The sequence below is a fragment of the Exiguobacterium sp. s56 genome (assembly GCF_018618255.1).
Lineage (GTDB): Bacteria > Bacillota > Bacilli > Exiguobacteriales > Exiguobacteriaceae > Exiguobacterium > Exiguobacterium chiriqhucha.
In genome coordinates, this window is the sequence record NZ_JACSLR010000003.1 from 207,588 (window position 1) to 233,827 (window position 26,240).

At 52.0% G+C, this 26,240-nt stretch carries 21 protein-coding genes and 1 pseudogene; 9 read left to right on the forward strand and 13 right to left on the reverse strand.

Annotation, left to right across the window (positions count from 1 at the left end; translation table 11 throughout):
* The first annotated feature begins 21 nt into the window (after positions 1 to 21).
* Entirely contained in the window at positions 22 to 828 is an 807-nt protein-coding gene (locus tag KNP71_RS05235; RefSeq protein WP_214830200.1) for a MurR/RpiR family transcriptional regulator, read from the forward strand.
* Positions 829 to 830: 2 nt separating this feature from the next.
* On the forward strand, positions 831 to 1,526 hold the full coding sequence (locus tag KNP71_RS05240; protein WP_214830201.1) for an N-acetylmannosamine-6-phosphate 2-epimerase: 696 nt from the start codon (positions 831 to 833) through the stop codon (positions 1,524 to 1,526).
* 72 nt (positions 1,527 to 1,598) lie between these two features.
* Here the strand turns inward: KNP71_RS05240 and KNP71_RS05245 are convergent, their stop codons facing one another.
* Positions 1,599 to 2,624, reverse strand: a complete 1,026-nt coding sequence (locus KNP71_RS05245) for a YcjF family protein (protein ID WP_029594834.1) — start codon at positions 2,622 to 2,624, stop codon at positions 1,599 to 1,601.
* Positions 2,625 to 2,940: 316 nt separating this feature from the next.
* Between KNP71_RS05245 and KNP71_RS05250 the strand changes: the two genes are divergently transcribed.
* The 4 genes from KNP71_RS05250 (at position 2,941) to KNP71_RS05265 (ending at position 7,713) form a co-directional block, all read left to right on the forward strand.
* Positions 2,941 to 4,275: a PDDEXK-like family protein gene (locus KNP71_RS05250; protein WP_214830203.1), complete on the forward strand. Its 1,335-nt coding sequence runs from the start codon at positions 2,941 to 2,943 to the stop codon at positions 4,273 to 4,275.
* A gap of 276 nt (positions 4,276 to 4,551) precedes the next feature.
* Positions 4,552 to 5,808, forward strand: a complete 1,257-nt coding sequence (locus KNP71_RS05255) for a type 2 periplasmic-binding domain-containing protein (protein WP_214830205.1) — start codon at positions 4,552 to 4,554, stop codon at positions 5,806 to 5,808.
* A 61-nt stretch (positions 5,809 to 5,869) separates the two neighbouring features.
* Positions 5,870 to 6,886 (forward strand): carbohydrate ABC transporter permease, encoded by a 1,017-nt coding sequence (locus KNP71_RS05260; protein WP_214830206.1) that lies wholly within the window; start codon positions 5,870 to 5,872, stop codon positions 6,884 to 6,886.
* Positions 6,883 to 7,713: a carbohydrate ABC transporter permease gene (locus tag KNP71_RS05265; RefSeq protein WP_214830207.1), complete on the forward strand. Its 831-nt coding sequence runs from the start codon at positions 6,883 to 6,885 to the stop codon at positions 7,711 to 7,713. The genes KNP71_RS05260 and KNP71_RS05265 overlap by 4 nt, the downstream gene beginning before the upstream one ends.
* Before the next feature lie 78 nt (positions 7,714 to 7,791).
* Here the strand turns inward: KNP71_RS05265 and KNP71_RS05270 are convergent, their stop codons facing one another.
* From KNP71_RS05270 to KNP71_RS05320, 11 genes are all read right to left on the reverse strand, one after another.
* Positions 7,792 to 8,766 (reverse strand): aldose epimerase family protein, encoded by a 975-nt coding sequence (locus tag KNP71_RS05270; protein ID WP_353049136.1) that lies wholly within the window; start codon positions 8,764 to 8,766, stop codon positions 7,792 to 7,794.
* A 14-nt stretch (positions 8,767 to 8,780) separates the two neighbouring features.
* Entirely contained in the window at positions 8,781 to 10,295 is a 1,515-nt protein-coding gene (locus KNP71_RS05275; protein WP_214830208.1) for a UDP-glucose--hexose-1-phosphate uridylyltransferase, read from the reverse strand.
* Positions 10,292 to 11,299 (reverse strand): UDP-glucose 4-epimerase GalE, encoded by a 1,008-nt coding sequence (gene galE / locus KNP71_RS05280; RefSeq protein ID WP_214830209.1) that lies wholly within the window; start codon positions 11,297 to 11,299, stop codon positions 10,292 to 10,294. The genes KNP71_RS05275 and galE overlap by 4 nt, the downstream gene beginning before the upstream one ends.
* Positions 11,296 to 12,480, reverse strand: a complete 1,185-nt coding sequence (locus KNP71_RS05285) for a galactokinase (RefSeq protein WP_214830210.1) — start codon at positions 12,478 to 12,480, stop codon at positions 11,296 to 11,298. The genes galE and KNP71_RS05285 overlap by 4 nt, the downstream gene beginning before the upstream one ends.
* Before the next feature lie 22 nt (positions 12,481 to 12,502).
* On the reverse strand, positions 12,503 to 14,569 hold the full coding sequence (locus KNP71_RS05290; RefSeq protein WP_214830211.1) for an alpha-galactosidase: 2,067 nt from the start codon (positions 14,567 to 14,569) through the stop codon (positions 12,503 to 12,505).
* The gene (locus tag KNP71_RS05295) at positions 14,566 to 16,554 is read right to left on the reverse strand and encodes a beta-galactosidase (protein ID WP_214830213.1); all 1,989 of its coding nucleotides are present in this window, start codon (positions 16,552 to 16,554) and stop codon (positions 14,566 to 14,568) included. The genes KNP71_RS05290 and KNP71_RS05295 overlap by 4 nt, the downstream gene beginning before the upstream one ends.
* 18 nt (positions 16,555 to 16,572) lie before the next feature.
* Entirely contained in the window at positions 16,573 to 17,358 is a 786-nt protein-coding gene (locus tag KNP71_RS05300) for a carbohydrate ABC transporter permease (protein WP_214830215.1), read from the reverse strand.
* 12 nt (positions 17,359 to 17,370) lie between these two features.
* Positions 17,371 to 18,324 carry a carbohydrate ABC transporter permease gene (locus KNP71_RS05305; protein WP_214830217.1) on the reverse strand — a complete coding sequence of 318 codons (954 nt, stop codon included), beginning with the start codon at positions 18,322 to 18,324 and terminating at the stop codon, positions 17,371 to 17,373.
* Between the two features lie 66 nt (positions 18,325 to 18,390).
* Positions 18,391 to 19,692, reverse strand: coding sequence for an ABC transporter substrate-binding protein (locus tag KNP71_RS05310; RefSeq protein ID WP_251132747.1), 1,302 nt, complete (start codon positions 19,690 to 19,692; stop codon positions 18,391 to 18,393).
* 19 nt (positions 19,693 to 19,711) lie between these two features.
* Complete coding sequence (locus KNP71_RS05315) at positions 19,712 to 20,158, reverse strand: hypothetical protein (protein WP_214830221.1); 447 nt, start codon at positions 20,156 to 20,158, stop codon at positions 19,712 to 19,714.
* Positions 20,159 to 20,326: 168 nt separating this feature from the next.
* A complete protein-coding gene (locus tag KNP71_RS05320; protein WP_214830223.1) occupies positions 20,327 to 21,478 on the reverse strand; it encodes an ROK family transcriptional regulator in 1,152 nt (383 codons plus the stop codon).
* A gap of 397 nt (positions 21,479 to 21,875) precedes the next feature.
* On the opposite strand from KNP71_RS05320, the gene KNP71_RS05325 reads away from it, so the two are divergent.
* The 3 genes from KNP71_RS05325 (at position 21,876) to KNP71_RS05335 (ending at position 25,240) form a co-directional block, all read left to right on the forward strand.
* Positions 21,876 to 22,328, forward strand: coding sequence for a sigma factor (locus tag KNP71_RS05325; protein ID WP_214830225.1), 453 nt, complete (start codon positions 21,876 to 21,878; stop codon positions 22,326 to 22,328).
* Positions 22,329 to 22,333: 5 nt separating this feature from the next.
* Entirely contained in the window at positions 22,334 to 23,242 is a 909-nt protein-coding gene (locus tag KNP71_RS05330; RefSeq protein ID WP_214830227.1) for a tyrosine-type recombinase/integrase, read from the forward strand.
* A gap of 1,365 nt (positions 23,243 to 24,607) precedes the next feature.
* A complete protein-coding gene (locus KNP71_RS05335) occupies positions 24,608 to 25,240 on the forward strand; it encodes a DUF1919 domain-containing protein (RefSeq protein ID WP_214830229.1) in 633 nt (210 codons plus the stop codon).
* A gap of 64 nt (positions 25,241 to 25,304) precedes the next feature.
* On the opposite strand, the pseudogene KNP71_RS05340 reads toward KNP71_RS05335, so the two are convergent.
* A pseudogene (locus tag KNP71_RS05340) lies at positions 25,305 to 26,240 on the reverse strand (IS3 family transposase); the annotation flags it as partial.

Below are 26,240 nucleotides of genomic sequence, written 5' to 3' on the forward strand. Positions count from 1 at the left end.
ATTGTGTTGGAGGGAATAGCCGTGTGGGAACAAATGAAAGACGTCTATCCAGAGATGACGGACAGTGAGAAAAAGATTGCCGATTACCTCATGACGAATATGAACGACGCCATCGAGTTGACGATCACCGAGTTGGCGCAAGCCATCCAGACGTCACCTGGGACCGTGACCCGGTTCTGCAAGACGATTGGGGTAGGGAGTTATTCGGCACTGAAGCTCATGATGCAAAAGACATTGACGGAAACGAACTTACCCCAGACGGCGACGTCACTCGAACCGATGCAACGGTCGTATATCGAATTGATTCAGACGACCGCTCACTTGATCGACCAAGAGGAACTCCTCGCTATCTGCGATCATATCCGACGTTGCCGCTCGGTCCATTTATATGGGCTCGGTAACGCCGGGCTCGTCGCTCAAGAGATGGAATATCGCTTACGGCGGATGGGACTGCTCGCCACTACGGCGTTCGATAGCCATAGTATGGTCATGGACGCCTCGATTGCGACGAAAGACGACTTGATTATCGCCTTCTCGAATAGCGGTGAGAGCCGTGAGGTCGTCCAAGCCGTCCAGCTCGCCAAAGAATCGGGCTGCACGACCATCGCTTTCGTCGGCTATCAGCACTCCCCGCTCGCCGAGCTCGTCGACCATCGACTGTTGACGGCCGGTGCGTCGGGCGAGGCGTTCTTGATCAACACGCAACTCCCGCTCCTCTTCACAGCGGACGCGGTGACGAAGACATTGATGGAGACGAATGAAGACTTAAAAGCGCATTATATGAAAACACTGAAAGCGCTCGACCGATTAAAAGAAAGAAGTGATTAATGATGACCGATTTACCAACCGGATTAATCGTCTCCTGCCAAGCACTCGAGGATGAACCGCTCCATAGTGACTTCATCATGGGACGGATGGCCATCGCGGCCGTACAAGGTGGCGCCAAAGGCATCCGCGCCAACTCGGCGAAAGACATCCGTGAAATCAAACAGCAAGTGAACGTCCCGATCATCGGGATCGTCAAACGCGACTATGCGGACAGTGACGTGTTCATCACGGCGACGATGAAGGAAGTTGAGGAGTTAATTGAAGTCGGCGTCGACGTCATCGCTCTCGATGCGACACACCGCCCTCGTCCAGGCAACATGACACTGCAAGAACTCGTCCACGCCATCCGTTCGATTTATCCGAACCAACTGTTGATGGCTGACTGTGCGACGCTTGAGGATTGTATCGAGGCGGATCGACTCGGCTTCGACTACATCTCGACGACGCTGCACGGCTATACGGCCGAGACGAACGGCTCGCTCCTCTTCCACGACGACTTCAAGTTCTTGAAAGACGTGCTCGACCACGTCACGCAACCGGTCGTCGCGGAAGGCAATATCTTGACGCCGGAGATGGCAAAACGCTGCATGGACCTCGGCACACACGCCGTCGTCGTCGGCGGTGCCATCACGCGGCCGCAACAGATCACGGCGCGATTCGAAGAGGCGATGTCAGCGACGAATAAGACTGCGAACTAATTCGTTCGCTTCATCGACTATAGAAAATGGCCACTCCGAATGAATCGGAGTGGCCATTTTCTTGCATAATCATCACTTGCTTTTTTCTTTCTCCAAAAACATATTGTATACAAATTTCAACTGTTCAGCCGACAATTCAATATTGTGTTCGTGTAAGTATTTCACAGCGTACCCTAAAGCAATCGTCGCCGCACTAGCCACACCAGCCCCGACTGCCCAGCCGGCTCCAGGCACTAGTTTGACTAATTGACGAAATGCTGTTTTGCCTGCATTTCCGATGATTGTCGCAAGCAACAATTCTTTCGCACTTTCTTTCGATACAGGCTTGTTATAAAGCATAGATAATTTGATGATCAATCCTACTTGAATCCCGGTCAATGGAATAATATCCGATCCAGGAATTGGAGAGGCACCGATTGCTGCTGAAGCGAGGCCCGCACTATTAATCCAACGATTGGCAGTAGTTGATTTATCCTTCAATTCACGAGCCATCAAAATATCTTTTTGCTTCTCCTCTAAAATTTTTAAGAGCTCTTTTTGTAACATGCCGATATTTTCACCTGTTCTCGATGAAATTGGAGTGACAGGGTAAACGTAGTTAGTCGCTTGTTGAATGTATTGCACGAGTCCACCAATGTCTTCGGCTGCATCAATTTTATTTAAGACGATAATGATATTTTTGTTCGTTTTCTCGATTTCTTTTAAATTCTTCAATTCATTATCAGACAGCACCGTACCAGCCGCGTTTGTAAAGAATAGAATAACATCTGATTTTTTGTAATAGTCCAATGTCACTTGCGAATTTTCTTTGTTGATATCATCTAAACCTGGCGTATCAACGAATACAATTTTATCCGAATATTTCACTTCTTTGATTTCAACCGTTTCACCTGGTTTTGCGCCAGTCGATACGAATTCTCCATCCATTAACTTGTTAATCGTAGATGACTTTCCACAGTTTACGTCTCCAACGAGCGCAATCAAAATATCGTGGTCCAGTTGATCATTCGCCTGTTTGAGTTGATCCTCATAGTTTTGATCAAACTCTTGGTCAAACATTTCCTCGTTCAATTCATTATAATCAGATATTTTATCCATTTCTGTTCCTCCATATTCGTAAACTTTCAAATACTGTTTCTATTCAGCATGCCTCGCTCTAGATGTTACAAAAGATAGACTTTAAATACTGTTTATTTCTGAAAAAGAGGTAGATGATATTTGAACTATCACACTTGAATCGTTCGACATTGATTCGACAAATTCTTGCTCTTTCTTATACTCATCTTCTCATTTAAACCTTACCTCTTTTCCCCGCACTACCCTGACACATTTTCGGACTAAGTTCATTTTTTGTATAACCATAATGTTTTATTTATAGTTTACTAATCTTATCAACTCTTCTTAGGAGGCCTATATGCACTACTCACTCGACACCATCTTACAACTTGAAAACTCGACCGAATTCAACCGTCTCCATCAACAGTTCCATCAATTCAATCCGCTCAAGGTGCTCCGCGTCGATCAGTACGAGATCCGTCATTCGAACGTCCTCGCCTGGCTGTTCGACCCGAACGAGAACCATCGGCTCGGTAGCTTCTTTTTAAGGAAAGTGTTGATGAACTTAATCACGAAGCCGGAGAACGAAGAAAAGATTGTCGGCATCGACTATCTCCCATTCCTGCACGCCCCACTCTCGGACGTCACGGTCCATCGCGAATGGTGGACCGGGAATGGTGCCATCGACTTGCTGATTGATATTCCATCCCTGAACTTGATGTTGCTCATCGAAAACAAGTTTCATTCGAGCGAGTCGGCCGGGCAACTCAGTCATTACTTTGACCACGTCCACGAGACATTCCCGAATCGGAACATCTTGCCGGTCTATTTGACACTCTCGAGTGATGCACCGTCACATGATGATTACTGGTTCCTCGACTATGAGGATGTCCGTCTCATGATTACGCAAGAACTCGAGTTGAACCGCGCGACGATTGCAGACAACATTTACGATTTCCTGACGTATTATATCGCGCTCCTCGAGGAGCGCCTCGTCGATGACGAGGACACGATGAATACGGCGCTCGAGCTCTATCAAGACTATGCGTCCGCGATTTATTTGCTTTACGCGAATGCTAACCCAGCAAAGCAGAAACAGATCGAACTACGGCAAGCGGTCAAAACGCTTGAGACGTTCGACGCGGAGACGAAACGACATCTCCTGCTTATTTATAACCGGAAGCGACAAACCATCGACTACATTTTCAAAACCGGCGGCAACATCGTCCACCAAGCGTTCCTCGAATTTGTGAACGAGCAGGCGATTACGACCTACTCTGCACATACTCGCGTACCGAACTTCGTCATGGACGACTGGTTACCATATTTGGATCAGATGGACCGGTTGAATCGCTATTGGCTCAACTATGGACTGATCATCTGGTTTGAACGGAAAGGCAGCACACGTCTCAAACTTTACGTGGAAGTCGGCCCGATTGATTTTGCCGAACGTCTCCCGCTTCTAGAAGCACTTGAAGCGAAAAACATCTCGTTTTGGAAATCTGGGAAACAAGAAGGCAAGAAGTTCACGCGCATTTATACTGAGACGACCGATGTCTCCGATTGGACAAACGCAGCTGTCGTAAAAGATGCAATGACATCACTCATCGACGACCCTTCGTTCCGCTCGTTCAGTAAGACGGTGACCGAAGTCTTAAGCAACATTTACACCAAATCGCCAGTTGAGCTTTAAAGGATAGCCTAACTGAATCATTTTCAGTCGCCTCATCTTACATGATTTTAATGTAGGGATGAGGCGATTTATTTACTAGAGTTTATACTTCAGTTAGATAAGCATTTATTTATATTTTGTTTATAAATGTGACAATTTAGGGAACATCATATATGGATGTGCCGTGAATGCGCTGAAAGATGTTTAAAAAGTGAAACACGTCTTTTGGTTCAATTTTAGTCGAGACTTTAAATCGTCATCGTTAATTGTAAGCGCTTACTAAAAAGGAGGAACGAGATGTTTAACCGAAAATACGCAATACTTGCATCAGCTAGTTTATTGGCGTTCTCGATTTCAGGTTGTACTCCGAACGATTCAAGTGATAGTGGGAAAACGGAAATTAAATTTATCAACGGTTTCACTGGTGGTGATGGCGACTACATGACAAAAATCGTCGATGATTTTAACTCCAGCCAAGACACATATGAAGTCGTCCAGTCCCAAGAAAAAGAACACTACACCAAGTTTAAATCTGGTGATTACGACCTGGTCGTCATGCATGAGACGAACCTCGACACGTATCAAAAAGATCAATTGATTCAAGACGTCGGACCGTTCATGGAGGCAGCCGAAATTTCAGAGAGTGACTTTAACGAGGCGGGGATTCAGTCCGGTTCAGTCGATGACAAAATGTTCGGCGTCCCGCTCGACATTCACCCGCTGACAATGTTTTATAACGAAGACATGGTTAAGGAGGCACCTACCGATTACGAACAGTTGAAACAGCTCGGAGAATCGCTTCAAGCTGAAGATTCAAACTTGTACGCGTTCGGACTTCCATCGACAGGACTGACAACATTCTACTTCACCGTCGCTGCCGCGCAAAATGGAATCGATTTAGCCAAAGAAGGTTATTTGGATTTCACTGATAGTGCATACGCCGACGCGTTGATGCAATATCATGCGATGGTGTTTGAAGACAAGACCTCGCCTGAGAAACTAGGTCTAGACGGGGAGTTCCAAGCATTCATGAAGTCGGCAGAAGACAGTTCAAAACAGACCGCGGTCACCTTCACTGGTCCTTGGTATTACCAAGCCGTGAAAGAAAAATACGGAGACGCACTCGGAATCGGAAAAATGCCGACGTTATTCGAAACCGCCGCGACAACTGGTAACGCCCACACGATTGCTGTGGCTGCCGCTGTCGACGATCAAGAAACGAAGGACGGCATTGCCGAATTCTTGAAGTTCATGTATACGCCTGAAAACTTAGCGAACTGGGCCGAGTCTGGTCAGACACCGACGCACATCGCCACCCTCGAATTGATTTCAGAAGATCCTGAGAAATACGCACTCGCCAATCAAAACCAGGAGCAGTTAGAAATGTATGAGCCAGCCCCCCGTGTGTATCAATTCGATGAGCAAATGCGTTATATGAACGAGGTAGTTTTCACGAAACTGACAGGTGAAGCGAATCTGACGAAAGAAGACTTGATGGCCGAGCTCGAAAAAGCGACAAAAGCATCGAAGCAAGTCGCCGACACCCAACAGTAAAGATGACCTTTCGATCAGTGTGGGTGCTCCTACACTGATCGTTTTGGAAGGAGGACGTGCGATGTATATGACGAAACGAACCAAATGGATCGGTTTTTTGTTCGTGATCCCATTTCTCCTCAGTTTTCTCATCTTTTGGCTGACACCCCTACTGTACGGTGTCTGGATCAGTCTCCATGATTTTCGCCTGTCTGTGGGCAATAACGGGTTCATCGGATTAAAAAACTATGTCGACATTCTCACGCCGGACACGCTCTATAACAACGTGTTCATGAATTCATTGAAGAACACATTGCTGTTTATCGTCTTGAGCGTGCCACCGCTCATCTTGATCAGCCTCAGCTTGGCCCTCTTAATTGATAACTTGCCAAAGCGGTTGAAGACATTTTTCCGGACCGTCTTTTTCTTGTCTTATGCCATCTCTGTCACCGCTGTCTCTGCACTCTATCTTTGGTTATTTGGTGCCAACGGCGGTTTCATCAACAATTTACTATTGAACACGGGCCTGATTACGTCGCCCATCAACTGGACCGGCGATCAACCGTACGCCTGGTTCGTCATCGTGATTGCGACCGTCTGGTGGACGATTGGGTTTAACATGCTGTTGTTCGTCAATGCGCTCGATGAAGTCGATCCCAATCTATACGAGGCAGCCGACTTGGACGGCGCTTCCTCGTGGAACAAATTTCGCTACATCACGTTGCCCGATATTCGAAACATTTCCATCTTCATCATGATCACGACCGTCATCGCCTCATTCAACTTATACGGGCAATCGCTCCTCATCACGCGTGGTGGACCCGGTCAATCAACGAGTTCATTGATCATGGGGATTCATGCGACCGTATTCGGGAACAATCAACTCGGTGTCGGTTCCGCCATGGCGCTTTTGATGGGTCTCATCATGGTAGTCATCACGGGCGTCCAATATTGGATGTCGTACCGTAACAATAAAGAAGAAATGGGAAGTGGAAAGTCCGAGAAAAAACGGTTCACTCGTGCCACAAATGTCGGTCCCACCAATGTCAGCTCACGTCCAGCCACGACGATTGAGAAAAAGGAGCGGAAGGTCACATGAAAAAGAAACGAATCAAATCGATCTTCCTCGTGACAATCACGTCCATCCTTGCCATTTTATTCTTGTTCCCACTCGTTTGGATGGTCTTTACCTCGTTTAAGACACTCAGTGAATCACTTTCAAGCGCCGGCCTCTTTCCGAACGAGTGGACGCTCGAGCACTATCAAACCATCTTCTCTGCTTCGGCAGACTCCAACATGGTGCAATGGACAATCAATACAGCGGTCGTCACACTCATGGGAACAGTCATCGTCATCTTCGTCGACGTCCTCGCTGCTTATGCGCTCGCGCGGCTGAATATTCCCGGTAAAAAAATCATTTTGGCCATCGTCATCATCGCGTTGACCGTTCCGGGGATTGTGACGTTGTTCCCTGCGTTTTATTTATTTAAAAGTGTGAATTTGCTAGATACGTATTATCCGCTCATCTTGCCGTATTCAGCAGGAACGCTCGGTGTGTTCCTCATTTATAACTTCTTGCGCTCTTTCCCGCAGGAACTCGAGGAAGCCGCCTACCTTGATGGCGCGACCCAGTGGCAAGTGCTGACGAAAGTCATCTTCCCGTCCATCAAGCCAGTCGTCACGACACTCGGTGTGGTCACGTTCCTCGCCATTTATAACGATTTTCTCTGGCCCTCGCTCGTCACGAACAGCGATGAGATGAAGACGCTCACTCTTGGTGTTGCGACGCTCGTCCAAGGGTCGAACTTCGTCAATCCCGCCGCCATGATGGCCTCGACCGTCGTCGCAACCGTGCCGGCTCTTCTGATTTTCCTTTGGGCGAATAAATATTTCGTCAAAGGCGTCACGAATTCGGGGATTAAATAATCAGACTCACTGTTTTAACAATTAAATCAACAGAAAGAGTTGAGGACCGGATGGATTCCTCAACTCTTTTCGTGTGGTTTAGCCTTTTACCCCAAACTGATAAACCGTCCTCGAGTGATACAACTCCTCGGGTTTCAGTTCAATCGATGTGGCGATGTCTGGATGATTCGGTGCATCGGGGAACGCCTGAGCTTCTAAGCAGATCGCACTATGTTTCTGCCGTCCCTCGAGCGTGACCGGTGTCTCTTCACTGAGGAAGTTCGCCGTATAGACGACCATGACCGGTTGGTTCGTTTCGACGTCCATGACGCGTCCGCTCACCGGATCGTGTAGCCGGGTCACCCCATCCTTCAAGATGAACGGATGATCGAGTCCGCCAGCCTTAACAATCGCTTCGTCCTCCGACGAAATCGCCTCACCAATTGGCTTCCCATCACGGAAGTCGAACGGGGTCGCATCCACCTCAAGCAACTCGCCCGTCGGCAACGACTCGTCATCAAGCTTCGCGACGTGCTCGGCCGGCAGCGTCAACACATGGTCATGAATCGTCGGCCGTCCGCCGAGATTGAAGTAGTTGTGATGATTCAAGTTGACCCACGTCCGTTCGTCCGTCTGGGCCGTCATCGTGACGACCAGTTCGTTGTCGTCCGTCAACTCATAGACGACCTTGAACGTGACGTTGCCGGGATAGCCTTCTTCCCCATCTGGGCTTACATACGTAAAGTAAATCGCCTGTCCCTCGACGTCCATGTCCCAATGCCGGGACGTGATGCCGTCGTCTCCGCCGTGGATATGATGAGGGGCCTCGCTTGGGGTCAAGGCCACACCCTCAATCTCCGCATTGCGAATCCGTCCGGCGATTCGTCCGACGACGGAACCGAGATAAACCGGGTTCTCGAGGTATTGCTCGGGACTGCCATATTTCAAAATGACGGAGTCCATATTCCCGTTACGGTCCGGTGCCGTCAACTCGGTCATGGCACATCCGTATGAAATGGCAGACAAGCGCATGCCGTTCTTGTTCTCAATCGTTGCTTCTCTCAACTGGCTCACCTGCTTCGCTTCGTTTACCCTCTTATTCCCGTAGACGTCGCTCCGTACTCCACTTTGTCGACGTGACTCAAAAACGCGTTCATGAATGCGGTGAAACGCTCTTGCCCTTCCACCGTCTGTTTGAACACGCCCGCGTCCTCGAGCCCTTTGACGAACTTGTCGACGACGGCCTGGTCGACAATCGTCTTCGCGTCGCCTTCTTTCGTCTTCAACTCGTCCGCCCACGCACGGTGCATGTCCGCGACTTCGACGTCTTCACCAGAGACATACTGGACGACTTGTTCGAGTTCGGTCTTCAGTCGGGCCGGCAATACGGCGAGTCCCATCACTTCGATCAAGCCGATATTCTCGCGCTTGATGTGGTGGACGTCGGCGTGCGGATGGAAGATGCCGTCCGGATGCTCGTCGCTCGTCCGGTTATTGCGAAGGACGAGGTCTAATTCATAACGTCCGTCGCGGCGGCGCGCGATCGGTGTCACCGTATTGTGACGGGTGTCACCTGAATACGGGACGATATCACCGTCGGCATACTCGCGCCAGTGACCGAGCAACTGATTCGCCAACATGACGAGCTGCTCTTTCTGGCGTGAACGGAGCCGGACGACCGAGAGCGGCCAATAGAGCGTCTCGATTTCGACTTGGTCGTAACGGTCCGAACGATACGTTGAGACGACCTTGGCGTCGTCCATCGCAAACCGGTAGCGGCCGGCCTGGTAATGGTCGTGCGTCAAAATCGATCCACCGACGATCGGCAAGTCCGCATTTGATCCAGCGAAGTAATGCGGGAACTGTGACACGAAGTCGAGCAGACGCTCGAATGCGCCCCGGTCGATGACCATGTCGCGCACTTCGTTCGACAACAAAATCGAGTGCTCGTTGTAGTAGAGATAGGGCGAGTATTGGAACGACCATGCCTGTCCGCCGAGTGTGAGCGGGATGATGCGATGGTTGGCCCGGGCCGGATGTTTCAAGTGACCGCCGTAGCCCTCGTTTTCAATCGCGAGCAACCCTTTCGGATAGTTCGTCTCCGGCGTCGGTTGCAGGCGAGCCCGTGCAATCTCGCGCGGGTCCTTCTCCGGCTTCGACAGGTTGATCGTGATATCGAGCGTGCCGTAGCGGGTCGGTGCCTTGTACGTGATGTTGTTGGCGATCCGTTTCGTCTGGATATAGTTCGACGCCTGACTCATCTTATAGAAGAAATCTGTCGCCGCTTCAACATCGGCAGCTCGAAGCGCGTTGAACGTGCGCGTCACCTCGGACGGTTTCGAGACGAACACGTCCATGACCTCAGCCATGAACCGGTCCTTCTCTTCGAGTAGGTCGTCGACGAGCCCGCGTTCGACCGCATGCTCCGTCAACACCTCGAGCAGATTCGGGATCGAGTCGTGCGGGACGAACGTCGGTTTCGTGAAATCGAGCTGTTTGATTCGGGCGAGGACACGGTTCCGTGAATAAATACGGTCCTGTTCCGTAATCAGTTCCTCCCGAATCGCCGCCTCGACGAGCGCTTCAATCGTAGATTCAATCATCGTCTCACCCCTTCGACATGTTTATAGCCTTCCGGATGATGCTTGTGCCAGTTCCAGGCGTCGGCGAGAATGACATCGACCGTCGACCGTCCCGGCACCCAGCCGAGCACTTGCTTCGCCTTGTCCGGTGACGCGATCAGCATCGCCGGGTCGCCGGCACGGCGTACACCCATCTGCACCGGGATGGCATGTCCCGTCACGCGGCGGGCCGCCTCGATGATTTCGAGCACTGATAGCCCCGTCTCCGTTCCGAGATTGAACACGTCGCTCGCACCGCCTTGTTTCAAATAATCGAGCGCGCGTACGTGGGCGTCGACGAGGTCTTGCACGTGGATGTAATCGCGGATACATGTCCCGTCCGGCGTCTCATAATCGTCGCCGAACACGGTGATCGCGTCACGCTTCCCGTTCGCCACTTCGAGCACGAGCGGGATGAGGTGCGTCTCCGGCATATGGTCCTCACCGATCTCTCCGGTCGGGTCGGCACCGGCGACGTTGAAGTAACGGAGCGCGACGAACCGGATACCGAAGGCGCGGTCACACCATTTCATCATCGTCTCCATCGCGAGCTTCGTCGCCCCGTACGTGTTCGTCGGGTTCGTCGCGGCCGTCTCGCGGATTGGCATCTCGTCTTGGTCGCCATATGTCGCGGCCGTAGAGGAGAAGACGATTCGGGTCACGCCGTGTTTCCGCATCGTCTCGAGCAACACTTGTGTCCCAAAGACGTTGTTGTCGTAATACTTCAAAGGCTCATCCATCGACTCACCGACGAGCGAGTTGGCGGCGAAATGGAGCACCTCGGTGATCGATTCGTTCGCGAACGTCCGCTCCATGAAGGCACGGTCGCGGATATCCCCTTCATAGAACCGCACTTGTTTCGGCACCGATTCGATATGCCCGGTCTGAAGGTTGTCGATCACGATGACGTCTTCCTCGCGCGCGAGCAAGGCGCGGACTGCATGGGAGCCGATATAACCGGCCCCTCCGACGACGAGTACACTCATTTCACTTCCTCCTCTACGAGTTCACGCGCGCCGTCCCCGACGGACGCGATATAAAATGTCGGCGTGTAGCCGATCTCTGCTTCATATGCGGCCGACACGGTCCGCATCACGTCTTCGGTCGACGCCTTGTCGACGATGGCGATGGCACAGCCACCGAAGCCGGCGCCTGTCATCCGGCTACCGATGACACCGTCGCAACTTTGCGTCGCGGCGACGAGCGTGTCGAGCTCACGGCCCGTCACTTCGTAATCATTCTTCAGTGACGCGTGCGAGTCATTCATCAGTTGACCGAACGCGTCGAGCCGTCCATCCTCTAGCGCGGTGAAGGCAAGCTTCGTCCGTTCGTTCTCCGAGATGGCATGACGTGCCCGCTTCCGGAGCGTCTCCGGTAGCTCGTCCGCCACCGTCTCGAACGTCTCGACCGACAGTTGACCGAGCGAGGCGACGTCGAAATGCTGCTGCAACAGGCCGAGCGCCGTATCGCACTCGGTGCGACGCTCGTTATATTTCGAGTCGGCGAGTTCACGGCGCTTGTTCGTGTTCATGATCAAAATATCATAGCCGTCGAGTTTGATCGGTGCGTAATCGTGATGGAGCGTGTCGCAGTCGAGCAGGATGGCATGGTCCGCTTTTCCCATGCCGATGGCGAACTGGTCCATGATGCCGGAGTTGACGCCGATGAAGTCGTTCTCGACGCGTTGTCCGAGATGGACGAGGTCAATCCGATCGAGACCGAGTCCGTATACCTCATTGATCATGAGCGCCGTCACGAGTTCGAGCGAGGCCGACGATGACAAGCCGGCACCGTTCGGGATATTGCCGGCGAGGAGGAAATCGAATCCTCCGACCGCGTGCCCGTCCGCGCGCAGGAGCGCGACGACGCCTTTGACGTAGTTCGCCCAGTCGTGGTTCGCGTCATACGTCCCATCCGTCACCGGGAACATAATGACACCGACGTCCTCGAAGTTGAGCGAGTAGACGCGGATCAGTTCATCCTCACGCTTCCGGACGAGCCCGTACGTGCCGAACGTGATGGCACATGGGAAGACGTGGCCTCCGTTGTAATCGGTGTGTTCGCCGATCAAGTTGATGCGGCCCGGTGCGAAGAAGCTTCGCTCGGGGCTTGCCGAGAACACGGTCTCGAACTGTTCGTTCAGGTGTGCTGAATCAAATGAAAGCATACGACTCCATCCCTTTCTTTGCTCATGCCGGGCGGATGACCAGGCAATATGCGTCATAGTCCTGTTGTTGTGTGAGTGTGAGGCCTTGTTCCATCAAATAGCGTCCGCTCACGCGTCGGTCGTCGTAAACGTAGACGCGCTCCGGGTCGAGCCCGGCGAGTTTGACGCGCAATCGGTTCTTGCCGTAATGACGGCGGTCGGCGTTGACGAGGACGACATAGTCCTCACCGTCCGTGTAACCCATCGCATGCACCCCGTCCGTCTTGAGCGAGGCGAGGCGATAGCTCGTGCCGTGCTGGACGAGCGGGCGGATCGACTTGTACGTCTCGATCCATTGTGCCGCCTCAACAAGCTCGTCCTTGCTCCATTCGAGCAGGTTGCCGCCGATGCCGAGCGTGCCCTGCATGGCGCTGACGAACCTAAACCTGAGCGGGAGCGAGCGGCCGTTCAACCAGTTCGGCGCGTCCGTCACCCAGCAGCTCATCATCTTGGCATTATAGGCGTACGAGAAGCCTTCTTGGATCTCGAGCCGGTCGAGCGCATCGGTATTGTCGCTTGTCCAGACTTGTTCGACGCGCGTCAGCACACCGAGGTCGATCCGTCCCCCACCGCCAGCGCATGACTCGAAAGCGACGTCCGGATGTTTTGCCCGGAGCGTATCGAGAATGCGATAGACGGCTTCCGTGTGGCGGAGCCACAGCTCTTTCGCGTCGCGTAACTGCGGACTATCCGGTTCCGAGAAGGCGCGGTTCATGTCCCACTTGATATAGCGGATCGCATGCTTCGACAGTAGCTCGTCCAATAGACCGGTCACGTGCGCCTCGACTTCCGAGAGCGCCAAGTTCAACACGAACTGGTTGCGCGACGTCGTCGATGGGCGGCCGCCCGTCTGGTAAATCCAATCGGGATGCGCCCGGTACAAATCCGAATCCGGGTTGACCATCTCCGGTTCGACCCAGAGGCCGAACTGGAGGCCTTTGTCCTCGACGTAACGGATGAGCGGCTCGAGCCCGTTCGGGAACTTCGTCGTGTTGACGTGCCAGTCCCCGAGACCGGCCGCGTCCGAGTTCCGTTCGCCAAACCAGCCGTCATCGACGACGAACAATTCGCAGCCGATATTTGCCGCCTCATCGACGAGGCGTTTCTGCCCGTCCTCGCTGACGTCGAAATATGTCGCCTCCCACGAGTTATACAAGACAGGGCGGAGCGTCTCGCGCGTCCGTTCCGGCATGATGACGTCGCGCTCGAAATCGTGCGCGTTCCGGCTCATGCCGCCAAAACCCTGTTGCGTATAACCGATATAGCCAGTCGGTGTCGTGAACGATTCACCCGCTTCAAGTCTCTTCGCGAAGTCGAACGAGTTGAGCCCTCCCGTCACTTGCGTGGAACCGAACTGATCGCGTTCGAAGTGGATCGCCCAGTTACCAGAGTGACCGAGGAAGCCGTAAATGACCTCACCGTTTTCTTCCGTCGCCGATTGATCGAGGGCGAACCACGGGTTGCTTTGGTGGCTCGTCAGACCGCGGCGGCTCTCGATCGTCTTCTTGCCTGGGAGCAAGTCGCCTTGCTGGAGCTGGAACTCGCTCGTCCACGCGCCACTGAAATGACTGAGGCGAAGCTTGCGTTCCGTCAAGCCGAGGCTGAACGACTGTGCGCTCTCGAGCGTCACCGTCTCGCCTGTCTGAATCGTCATCTTGCGTTCGATAATGTCATACGCCGCATATACCGTGAAGTGGAGCGTCACGGTCAACTGTTGAATCGAATCGACCAAGTCGATCTCGAGCGTGTCGCCATCGATGCGGGCATCGTGGAACGTGAAGGCGTGCAGCCGTTCACGCTCCGTACGGCTCTTCAACGTCGGCTCCGTATAGACGAGGTCGCCGAACGAGGCGAACTCGTACGCGGCGACGCCTTCTGGTGTCTCGAATGAAGAGTGTAAGATGCGTGCGTCCGGCAGCTCAGTGTAATCGGCTTTATGAAGCCGACCACCGAGGTATTGATGGACGAGGCGTCCCCGTGCGTCAATATCGAACACGTAGGCGAGGTTCGTCCCTTCTAATACAAAGCGGTTGTCGAAGCGGTAGATCATGCTCCCACCTCCTGCTTTAAGATGACGACGTCGAGCGGGTTCAACGTGAGCTCACCTGAGACCGCGTCCCCGTCAAGCGTCTGCCAATCTCCTGACAAGTCGACCGTCGACGTCACGTCCGTCGAATGGTTCATGTAGAAGCGGATGACGTAACCGTCGCCGTGGCGATCGACTTTCTCGACGTCTTCCGGGAGACGGTTCGCATCGATGCCGGCGCGGATGAGCGCCTCGTTGTAAATCGTATCGAGCATCGCATCGTCGACCGATGAGCCGATGTACGTCACGTCACCTTTGTACGTGTGACGTGTGACAGCGGCTGTCCCTTTATAGAACGCCTGCTCATACGTCGCCAGCACGTCGGCGCCTTTCGGCGTGATCAAATCGCACCAGATGTTCGCCTCGGACACATAGTCACCGAGTCTGACTTGGTTCGACTGGACCGCTTGTAAGCTCTCGTACTCATCGATCTCGATGCCGGCGTATTTCGCGAACTTGCCTGGGAGCGTATCGAAGTGACAGCGGTTGATTGGGTCTTTGACGCCCGTCCGGTACGTGAAGATGACGTGGCCGCCGTTCTCGATATAGTCGATGAGTGACGCATCGAACGTGTCATTTCCGAGGAAATAGAGCGGCACGACGACGAGTTTATAGCGGTCGAGTGCGTCGCCTGGGAAGACGATATCCGTGTTGACACCTTGGCGGACGGCCGCCCCGTAAAAGCGGACGAACTCTTGCTTGAAGTTGAACGCGTCCGAGTGCGGCTGATGCGTCCACGCCCATAGGTTCTCTTGGTCGAAGTAGACGGCGACGTCGGCCTTATATTCAGCCGCGTTGATCATATCGCCATGCGTCGAGAGCTCTTTCATGACGCCTTGCACTTCATCGAACTTCCGTTTCGGCTTGCCGTCGTGATCGATGATGCCGTGGCAGAACTCCTCGGTCCCGAAATGAGCGGCCCGGAAGCGGAAATAAACGATGGCTTCGCCGCCGCGCGCGACGGCTTGATGCGTCCACAGGCGGATATGGCCCGGTCGCGGCAAGTAGCCGATCCGGCTCCAACCTTGCGCACCACTGAGCTGCTCCATCACCCAGAAGCCTTTGCCTTGTTTCGATGAGCGGCATAAGTCATGGTCATGTGCCGTCTTCTCGAAACGGTTCGGCTCCGGCAACCCGCCCCAGACCGGGTAGTTGTCGAACGAGACATAGTCGAGGTCTTGGGCCATCTGTTGCTGGTTGATCGCCATGTCGCTATAGACGAGATTATGTGTGATGAACGCGTCGTCATGGATGAGCGGCCGGAGCGTGTCGACTTGGAGCTTGTTGAACGAACGGTACGCGTCCGAGCAGAAGCGGTCGAAGTCGACGAGGAGCGACGGGTTGTGCTCTTGGAACACGGTGCGAGGGACCGGAATCTGACTCCATGCCGAGTATGTATGGCTCCAGAAGACGGTCCCCCAGGCCGCGTTCAACGCGTCGAGCGTCTCATAGCGGTCTTGTAGCCAGGCATGGAACGCGACTTGGTCGACGTCTCCGTACGAGCGGTCCGATTTCTCGTGGCCGTACTCGTTGTCGGTCTGCCAACCGATGACGGCCGGATGCTTCCCGTAACGCTCCGCCATCTTGCGCGTGATGCGCTCGCAATACTCTCGGTACACTGGGCTGTTGACCGTATAGTGGCGGCGGGCGCCGAAACTGATGCGGACCCCGTCCGCCGTCACCGGCAAGATGTCCGGATGTTTCTCAATCAACCAGGCCGGTGGCGTCGCCGTCGGCGTGCCGAGGATGACGTCGAAGTCCTTGCCGAACGTGTCGACGACCTCGTCCCAAAACGAGAAATCGAACTCGCCGTCGGCCGGCTCCATCATCGTCCACGCGAACTCCGCCATCCGGATCACGTTGACACCGAGCTCTTTCATCAAGCGGACGTCCTCGTCCCACAGAGCGCGGTCCGTCTGTTCTGGGTAATAATCTACTCCTACATACATTTGATTCACCTCAATCGATTATTTGACCGCTCCCGAAGTCATGCCTTTCTGTAAGAAGCGTTGGAAGAAGATATAGAACACCATCGTCGGCAAGCTGATTAACACGAGCGAGGCGTATAGTTTACCTGGGTCACCACCGAGCGCTTCCGTGAAGAACGTCGGGGCCATCGTCACCGTCTGATAGGCCGGGTCCGTCATGAACGTGAGGACCATCAAGTACTCGTTCCACGAGTTGAGGAACGCGTAGATCGTCGCCGTCGCAAGTGCCGGCTTGGCGAGCGGCATCATGATCTTATAGAAGATTTGGAACGTCGTCGCCCCGTCGATATGGGCTGCTTCCATCAACTCGTTCGGCAGCTCGTCGAAGTAGCTCTTGATGAGCATCAGACCGAACGGGAGGAAGAACGCCACCTCGGCGCCGATCAATCCCCAGTAGCTGTTCAAGCCGTCAAGGTTGCGCAACGTGAAGAAGAGCGGGACGATGAGCGACGCGACCGGCAACATGAGCCCGGCCAAGACGAGGTTGAAGAGTAACCGTTTCCCCGCGAACTCGAGCTTTGAGAAGCCGAATGCCGCGAAGGCGAGGAACGAGATCGAGATGATGATCATAAAGAACGCGACGATAAAACTGTTGAAGACAAACTGAGGGAAGTTCGGGTTCTGTAACGTCGCGATATAGTTACTGAAGCCGTTGACCCGTAAACTCTCTTTGAACATGACGAAGATTGGGAACAACCAAATGATCGCCATGAGTGACAAGCCGAGATTGGTGAGCCATCTTCCTTTTTTCGTTTGGATTTCCATGGGTATCCCTCCTCAGTCCATTTTCTTCTGTACGCGTGTCTGGAAGTACGTGATGCTGAGCGCGATGATCAGCAAGATGATGGCGACGGCACTGGCGTAGCCGACCTCTTGGTGCAACATCGATTTGCGGAACAGGTACGTCGAGATGACCTCGGTCGAGTTACCCGGTCCGCCTTGCGTCGAGATCCAGACGATATCGAACGTCTTCAGTCCGCCGATGACCCCGAGGATCGTCAGCGTGAACGTCGTCCCTTTCAAGTTCGGGAACACGACGCTCCAGAGCGTGCGCCAGAAACCGGCGCCGTCGATGTTGGCCGCCTCGAACACTTCACGCTCGATGGCCAGCATCGCCATGTAGTACATGATCATCGACGAACCCGTCCATTGGAAGATGTTGATCAAGATGATGGCGTACAAGGCGACATCCTGGTCGCCGAGCCAGTTCTGTTCGAACGCACCGAGACCGACCACGCGGAGGAACTCGTTGATGTAGCCGAACTGGAAGTCGAAGATTTGCGAGAACGCGGCACCCAATACGACCGGGCTCAACACGACCGGGAAGAAGAACACCGACTTGAAGAACGTGCGGCCGACGCCTTTCGTGTGGAGCAGGTACGCCAAGACGAGCCCGAGACCGGCTTGAATCGTCACGGTCAAGACGGTGAAGATGCCCGTGTTCTTGAGCGCGTTATAAAATTCCGGGTCACTGAACATGCGGCCGAAGTTCTCAAAGCCGATGTACGTCTTCTCGAATGAGATGCCGTCCCATGAGAACAGCGAGTGATAGGCATTATAGAAGATGCCGTAATAGATGAAGGCGATGACGAACAGGACGGTCGGGGCGACGAACGCCCAGCCGACCAAGTTCTTTTTCATCCGTTCTTTCTTTTTCGTCGAATCCGGCCGTTTCGGCGGGACCGCCGACAGCTTCGGCTGTTCTTCCGGTAACTCGGTTGCGTGTTGCATAAGGTTCCCTCACTTTCCTATCAAAAAATCGAGCGCCAGTCAGGCTGGCCACTGGCGCTCGTTCGATTATTTACCTTGATCAGCGATGGCTTGGATGCGCGCGAGCGCTTCTTTCGCGTCTTGACCGCCGGCGATGTTTTGAAGTTCTTTGCCGAGCGTGTCGTATACTTTCGGGTCACGGATACCGCGGCCCGCGACGGCGTTCTTCACCGTCTCGTTCAAGATTTTGTACGACTCGCGTTCCACGTCAGACGTGAATTTGTCCTCGTACGCGACTTCGATGTCCTTGACGGCCGGAGCCATCTCGAACTTCTCCATGTAGAGCGCTTGGCCTTCGCCTTGCGTCATGTAGGCGATGAAGGCGGCCGCGCCGTCTTGTTGTTTCGACTCTTTGTTGACGCCGAGCGCCATGTCGATCGAGGCGATGACCGGTTGTTCTGTACCGCCCGCGAGGTTCGGGAGCGGGACGAAACCGATCTCGTCTTCGAAGTTGTTCCACTTGTCACGCTTCTCGACCGTCGTCATCGAGTGGGCTTCCCATGAGCCGATGACCCACATCGCCGCTTTCTTGTCGAAGAAGTTGTTCATGCCGTCCATGTATGTCGCAAGACCCAAAGCGCCTTCTTGGAACACTTTGTCTTCGAACAGTTGCTGCCAAAGTTCAGCCGTCTCGACCATCTCTTTGTCCGTCCACTTCGCCTCACCCGCGACTACTTTTTGGATGTACCCTGGTGCGACCTGGTGGCTCAAGACGTTGAAGACGTCGGTGCCGACCCAGGCGTCTTTCGCGCCGAGCTGCATCGGGATGACCTTGTCGCCCGAGGCGTTGATTTTGTCAATCGCCGCAATCGTCTCGTCGTATGTCTTCGGCGGTGTCACACCGTATTTGTCGAGCATCGTCTTGTTGTACATGAGGTACGCCTGACCTGTGAACCCGACCGGAACCGCCATCTGTTCGCCGTCGACCGTCGTCTGTTCGACGCCGAGCTCGATCAACTTCTCTTTCCAGCCCGCGCCGGCCGCTTTGTCCATGTAGTCTTTCGCCGGGACGAGGCGGTCCTTGTATTGCGGGATCATCGGTTCCTTGAGGCCGATGACATCCGGGCCGTCGCCGCCGAGCATGGCGACTTGGAGCTGCTGTTCATAGTCCTCGAGACGTTTGAACTTGACGACGTAGTCGTCTTGCGACTCGTTGAACGCCTTGGCCATGGCTTCCCCGACCTCTGGTTGTGGCGCCCAGCCCCACCAGTTGATGACCGGCTTGCCGTCTTCCGTCGTCGCGGCCGCCTCTTCCTTGCCGCCGCAAGCAGCGAGCAGTGATGACAAGACGAGTACCGATGATGCGAGTGCGATTGTCGTTTTCTTCATGTTCATTCTCCTTTGAATGTTATGCGACCAGCTTGAGGCAAAGCTCCCGAATCAAGTGGTCTGGCATCGGTTGATCTCCGAGCCGGGTGAGTGTGTATGCGATCAATTCCAAATCAAACTGCCAATGGTCGTCTATGTACGATCCGACGACGTACAGGTCGGCCCCGAACGGCAGCGCGTCCTGTTGCTTCAACCGCCATAGAAGCATCTCGAACAGTCCGTCGAAGTCGTTCGTGCGCGCCTCGTTCAAGTCTGAGACGCGGAACAGGCGGATGTCGCGGGCCTCTTCGTCGTAAAGCCGGAAGATGCCGTCCCGCCGTGAGCGGGTGACGACGACACCGTCCGCTTTTGAGAACGCTTCCAATTCATTAAACGTTGAACCGTCCCGTGTGAACAGCCGTGTGGCCCCGTAGCGACCGAATATGTCGTGAAACTTGTCTTTCAGAAATGGTGTCTCTATGTCCATGTCTACCCCTCCACTTTCCCGTTTGAGAGTGTCACCCCTTACTTAGTAAATTAAATTTATTATCTAACTACAAACAGACTATAGCACATCCTTTTTAGACTTGTAAACGGTTTCATATAAATTATTTTTCGACACAAAAAAATCGCCCTCGAGGTGAGAGCGATTGAATCATTGGATTTCGCCGAACAGTTGGTTCGTGATCAAGGCGGCCGCACCGAGCGCGCCATGGTTCGCATTCCACGGGACGACACGGATATCCGTCTGGCGGGCGTCCATCGTCAGCGCCGTCTGGGCGACCCGCTCCTGGATGTTGGCGACGACGTTCGGCGCGTAGTTGAAGAGCGGCCCCCCGAGCAGGATTCGGTTCGGGTTTAGCAAGTGAATCATGTTGAGCGTCGCGATGCCGATATACTCCCCGGCCCGCTCATATAACTGCTGGATGTCGGCGTTCGTGCCGACCACGTCCCGCAAATCGTTCAAGTTGAGTTCGTGGTTCAGCTGCCGGGCCTCGTTCAAGATGGCCCGCTCCCCGGCGACCGCCTCTAAACAGCCGCGGTTGCCGCACGAGCAGATCGGCCCGTCGAGCATGATGCGCATATGGCCGATTTCACCGGCGATATGGTGTTCCCCGTCAATTAGTTCTCCACCGTGGACGTAGGCACCCCCGATCCCGTAACCCGCGTAGACGTAGAAGAACTCGTCGATGCCGATCGCCTCGCCGAAATAGAGCTCGCCTAAAGCGAGCGTCCGCACGTCGTTCTCGACGAAGACGTTCTGGTTCAGGCGTTGTTCGAGTTCTTGTTTGAGCGGGATGTCATGCAAGTGGAAGCGCGGCGCGAACAGGACGATCCCGTTCCCCGCCTCGACCATCCCGTGGACGGACACCCCGAGCCCGATGACGTCGCCTCGGGCCTTGGCGGCCAGTTCTATGTACAGCGTCACAATCGCCTCGATGAACTCCTCGTTCGTATCGAACCGCTCGTCATGCCACGCCTCACCTAACATCTCCCCATGGATGTTCGTGACGACGCCGTGCAACCGCCGCTGCGTCGCATCGATGCCGATGACGAAACGGTCACTGGCCGCGAGTTCAAGCATGATCGGCCGTCGTCCCCCGCTCGAGACGCCGAGTTCGCGCTCGTTGATCAGCCCTTCTTCTTTCAGTTCGTTGACGATGTTCGAGATCGTCGGCTTCGTCAAACTCGTCGCCTTGGCGAGCTCGACCCGGGACACCGGCTGATGGAGCCGGATGAGCCGGAGGATGAGCGAGCGGTTATACGTCCGCATCCATTTCGAGTTCCGTGGTGTCGTCTTCCCCATAACTGTTCCACCCATTTCTTTGCTTTTTTCTTAGTATAGCATGTCGGGGAAAGCGGTCAGGGGTTGGCTGAAAAAAACTGACAACTCAATTCTTTAGCCGTTGCCTAAAAAAATGGGATGATCAACCTTGCCCGGCTGATCATCCCACGAACTTCTCCGGTTAATACTACACGGACTCCATCACGCTATATGTCTACCCTCACAAGGAAGGAAACGCTATTCCCCCCTTTTCAGTCGTTGTTCTATCGTTGTCTCACGCCTCTGTCACCTTACGCCCTATGTTATCGGAGATATCCCCGGGCTTATGTGTGATAAGGGCAATGGTTAGACGGGGGGAATAGCGTTTATACTCGGTCTAACCTAGGAATTACACAGAGCGCTCGGAAGAGAATCGACGATGAAAACAATTGATGACCAAATCCATGAGTGGGAGCCGATGATCCATTACGTCGTCCGACACTTGAACATCCATCCGAATGAACAAGACGATTGTATCCAAATCGCACGTATCGCCTTGTGGGAAGCTTTGAATCGAGGTTGTACGTTATCGAAGACTTACTGCTTTCAAAGAGTCCGCGGGGCTATCTTGAATCACCAGCAAAAGAACGCCCGGCACTTGAAGCATGAGATTGCGGCCGAACAGCTGCCCGAACAGTGTATGACGTCCGAGCGACATCTCTTCGACTGGCTCGATGAACAACGACTGAAATTGTCACCCCGTCACTTCGAACTTCTCTGTCACCTGATTGATGGGACCGAACAGACGCTGGCCTATTCCGCAAGTCGATTGCGAGCTTACAAGGCGGACGTTCAACGTGAACTGCGAGAAGATATTTATTCGAAGGAGTGAACAACATGGAACACATGACAATCAAAGAGGCCATCTCCATTTATTTAGAGGACGTGGAATTCAGACAACGTAAATCACAAGACACTGTGAAAACGTACCGGAACACCCTGCGCCGATTCGAGCTCATGATGGACGAGTCGAACGTAACATTATTAAAAGACGTGGACGAAACCGCCCACGCCTATGCGTATCGAGATGAATTGGTGGACTGTGAGCGAGCGTTCAACACAATCAAGAAATATGTAAGCGTGCTCAAGACGTTCATGGCCTACTCAGTTCACAAAGGCTGGATTACCAAGAACCCGTTTGCACTCGTTAAAATATCCGGTGCCGAGGCGAGAAGGCAATCGATGATCCTCAGCCGCGAACAGTTGCATCAAATCTTGTATCATGCACACAATGCGACACTCTATAACATTTATATGATTGGTTGCGATGCCGGTTTCCGAATCAGTGAGACGCTAAATTTAACAATTGAAGATGTCGCGTTTGATACGAACGAGCTTGTCATCCGGCACGGGAAGGGCAACAAGATGCGGGAAGTACCGATGAGTGATCGTCTACGTGACGCACTGCTGCGTTATATTGAATGCGAGCGACCAAAGACCGATACAGATTCCCCTTACTTGTTCATCATGCCACGCGGCACGAAAGTTCGTGCGAACTACGTGAACGAGTATCTGCAGAAAGTCTCGAACGAACAGCTTGGCTTTGGGATTACAAGCCATATCCTTCGACATAGCTTTGCGACGGAGCTGCATAACGCAGGCGTCAACATCACTAAAATCAGCCGCTTGCTTGGTCACGCTTCGACCGAGACAACGGAGTTGTATCTGCATATCTCAAAGGAACAAAATCAAGAGACGATTGAAGTTCTTAATCGGAAGAACAGACAGACAAGTCAAAAAAAGTAATATTTGTTTAAGTTAAGTATAATAAAGCCCAGATGTTGTGTAATCAACACTAGTAAAATAACTCTTCCTCGCTTTTGATGATGTTCACTTTTAGGAGTTAACCTACTCACAGAATAGAAGATGATTGTATTAAATGAGCTTCTTACAAAACTAGAAGTGGTCACAGTAAGTCGATATAATGAAGTATATCAGTTCATCTGTCATGAAAAATGGTCGTTTTTACCTGTCCACCGTGTATAAAAATTCATACTGTGTCATCATTAATATATCGGGAAGTTGAAAAACAAGTATATATTCGGAGTTATTGTGCGATTGTTGGTTCAGGAATGCAACTCTATCTATGACGAATCTTACTGTCCTCAAGCATCTTTACGGAAGACTTCCTTACCTGTGCCGTCCAAAATCTAGTAAAACGATTTGTCGGAATGTAACGGATCCATCGAGTTTCGGGCACCCCTCCATTTAGCCAATGAGACGATTCATAAGGTTGATGCCATGGGTGCTTGTCTTAATTTGGTTTTTATAGTCAGTTGGTAAGCAGAATGAAAATGGAGAACGAATGAATGAGTCGACGTAATCTTCAAAATTGATTTTTTTAAAATACGCCTCCAAGCGTTTCAGTTGCTTAGTCATTAGCCGCAAACATGACTTTGAAACTTAAAAACGAATTCAAACCAAGAACACGTCCAACAAACTCGCCTACTTTATACAACGGGTTCGATTATCACCACGTTGGTATGAAGTAGGCGACTGCCTATTATTTACGGACGCGACAACGACGTTGATTAAGAAATTCACTCCGATTTTGAAGGTACGTGAAATTACATTGGATGCTTTGCCGCTAGTCATCAACAGCTTATATGAGGCCGTGACCGTGGATTAAAGCTTTATAACGATGGAAAACTTGTCAATCTCAATATACTGCTTCGAGAATACGTGAACGTCCATTTTGAAGTTATTATCTAAATTAATAAAAAAATGTTGAATCCGCTTGTGATAAAAGGTAGAATCTTGAAGTTGACAACAATTAACGCAAAATATTTTGTATAAAAAAGGAATTAAATCAAGTAATATCAAATAATTTTTAATATTTTTGGTAGTTTACGGTAATATCCTGAGGTTTTTAATGATGATTATCCAATCATCTGTCCAACAATCTATTCATTTCATATTCCATATGTGAACAATAGCTTAGATGTCGTCCTATTTGTTGCGTTTATATTTAGCGTTTATTTAATTGCAACTATTATACTAGGTAGTGTTTTTATACCAATATGCAGTCTAATAAACCATTCAATAAACAATCGAAAATCCGTAGGAAACTGGCGCAAGACCATACTTTAAAAGCAGGAGCGTGAAACTAGAATGAGTTTAAAAACTTCTACAATATATAGAGCTGTAGGAAGAATAAATAGGAACTTAATAATTAATAGATTTAACCGTAAAAGAATAAAGAATGATGATTTTTCAATAATCTCGAATAACTGTACAGGGGCTTTAATAACACATGATTTGGGAAAAAAATTTTTGAGCCCTACAGTCAATCTATTTATGTATACAGAGGATTTCGTGAAATTTGTTTCAAATCTAGACTATTATCTTACTCAAGAAATTGAAGAAGTAAAAACAACAACGTTTGATTATCCAATCGGAAAATTGTGCGACTTGGAAATCCATTTCATGCACTACGCGAGTATTGAAGAAGCAATAATGAAATGGAACGATCGCAAAGGACGAATTAATTATGACAATCTATTCATCATGATGACGGAAAATGACGAATGCCCAGATGCGATTATTAGAGAATATGACTCATTGCCTTACAAAAATAAGGTTTTACTCACCAATAAAAAGCGCGAGGAAATCAATTCAACATTTTTGGTAAAAGGATTTGAAGATGAAAAACTCATAGGGGACTTGTCGTTATACAAAAATATATTCGGTCAGAAGTTATATGATTGTTTTGATTATGTCAGCTGGTTGAATCAAAATAAATAAAAAAATATTTTTTACGCGTGAACTCCTCCCCGTCAAGTAGACAGGGCAAATAATGAAAACCAGCCTAAACGGCTTGAGCCCTGTATTCGACAGGGCTCAAGCCGTTTAGTCGTTTCTGGAGACGATCGTGGTTATAGAACGATATGTAGGTCTCGATGGCCGATGTGAGTTCGCTATAGGCCAGGAACTCACGCAAGTAGTACATCTCCACTTTCAAGGTACCCCAAAAACTCTCGATCGGGGCGTTGTCGATGCAACGCCCGACGCGGGACATGCTGCGGGTCATTCCCGCGTCTTCCACCACGCGTTTAAACCCTCTCGAAGTATATTGGAACCCTCGGTCACTATGGATCATCGGACTCGCTCCTGTACGGAGCCCCGCGATGGCTGGCATCATCGTATGGAACACGAGCCCGTTGTTGCTGGACCTCCCGATACGATAGGCGACGATCGAGCCGTCATACAGGTCGATGATTGCGCTCAGATACGCCTTCTTCCCGGCACCATACTTGAACTCAGTGACGTCGGTGCACCATTTCTCGTCCGGCCGGGACGCACGGAATTCGCGGTTCATCAGGTTCTCAGCCACATGCTGTGGCGTCGACTTTTTATGTCTCTTCCGCTTCCGGCGGATGATCGATTGGATCCCATGGATATGCATCAAGCTATAGATCCGCTTTTCATTGAACGTGGACAGGCTCTGTTACCGGCGCAGCCGATTGATTGTCATCGTGATCCGACGGTACCCGTATGTGCCGTTCGCCTGGTCATAGATTTGCCGGATACGGCGTTTCAGCTTCTCTTCTTCACTTAGTTCGTCCTCGGGCTTCGTACGCCCACGGCGGTCTAGGAGCGCTTCTGCCCCGTTCGTATCATACTTCTTAGTCCAGCCATAGACCTGGGCATAGGACACCTGATATTGTTCCGCGGTCTGCTGGTAGTTGCGACCATTCTCCAAACAGTATTTCACGATCTCAAAGCGCTCTTCAAATGTAGTTTT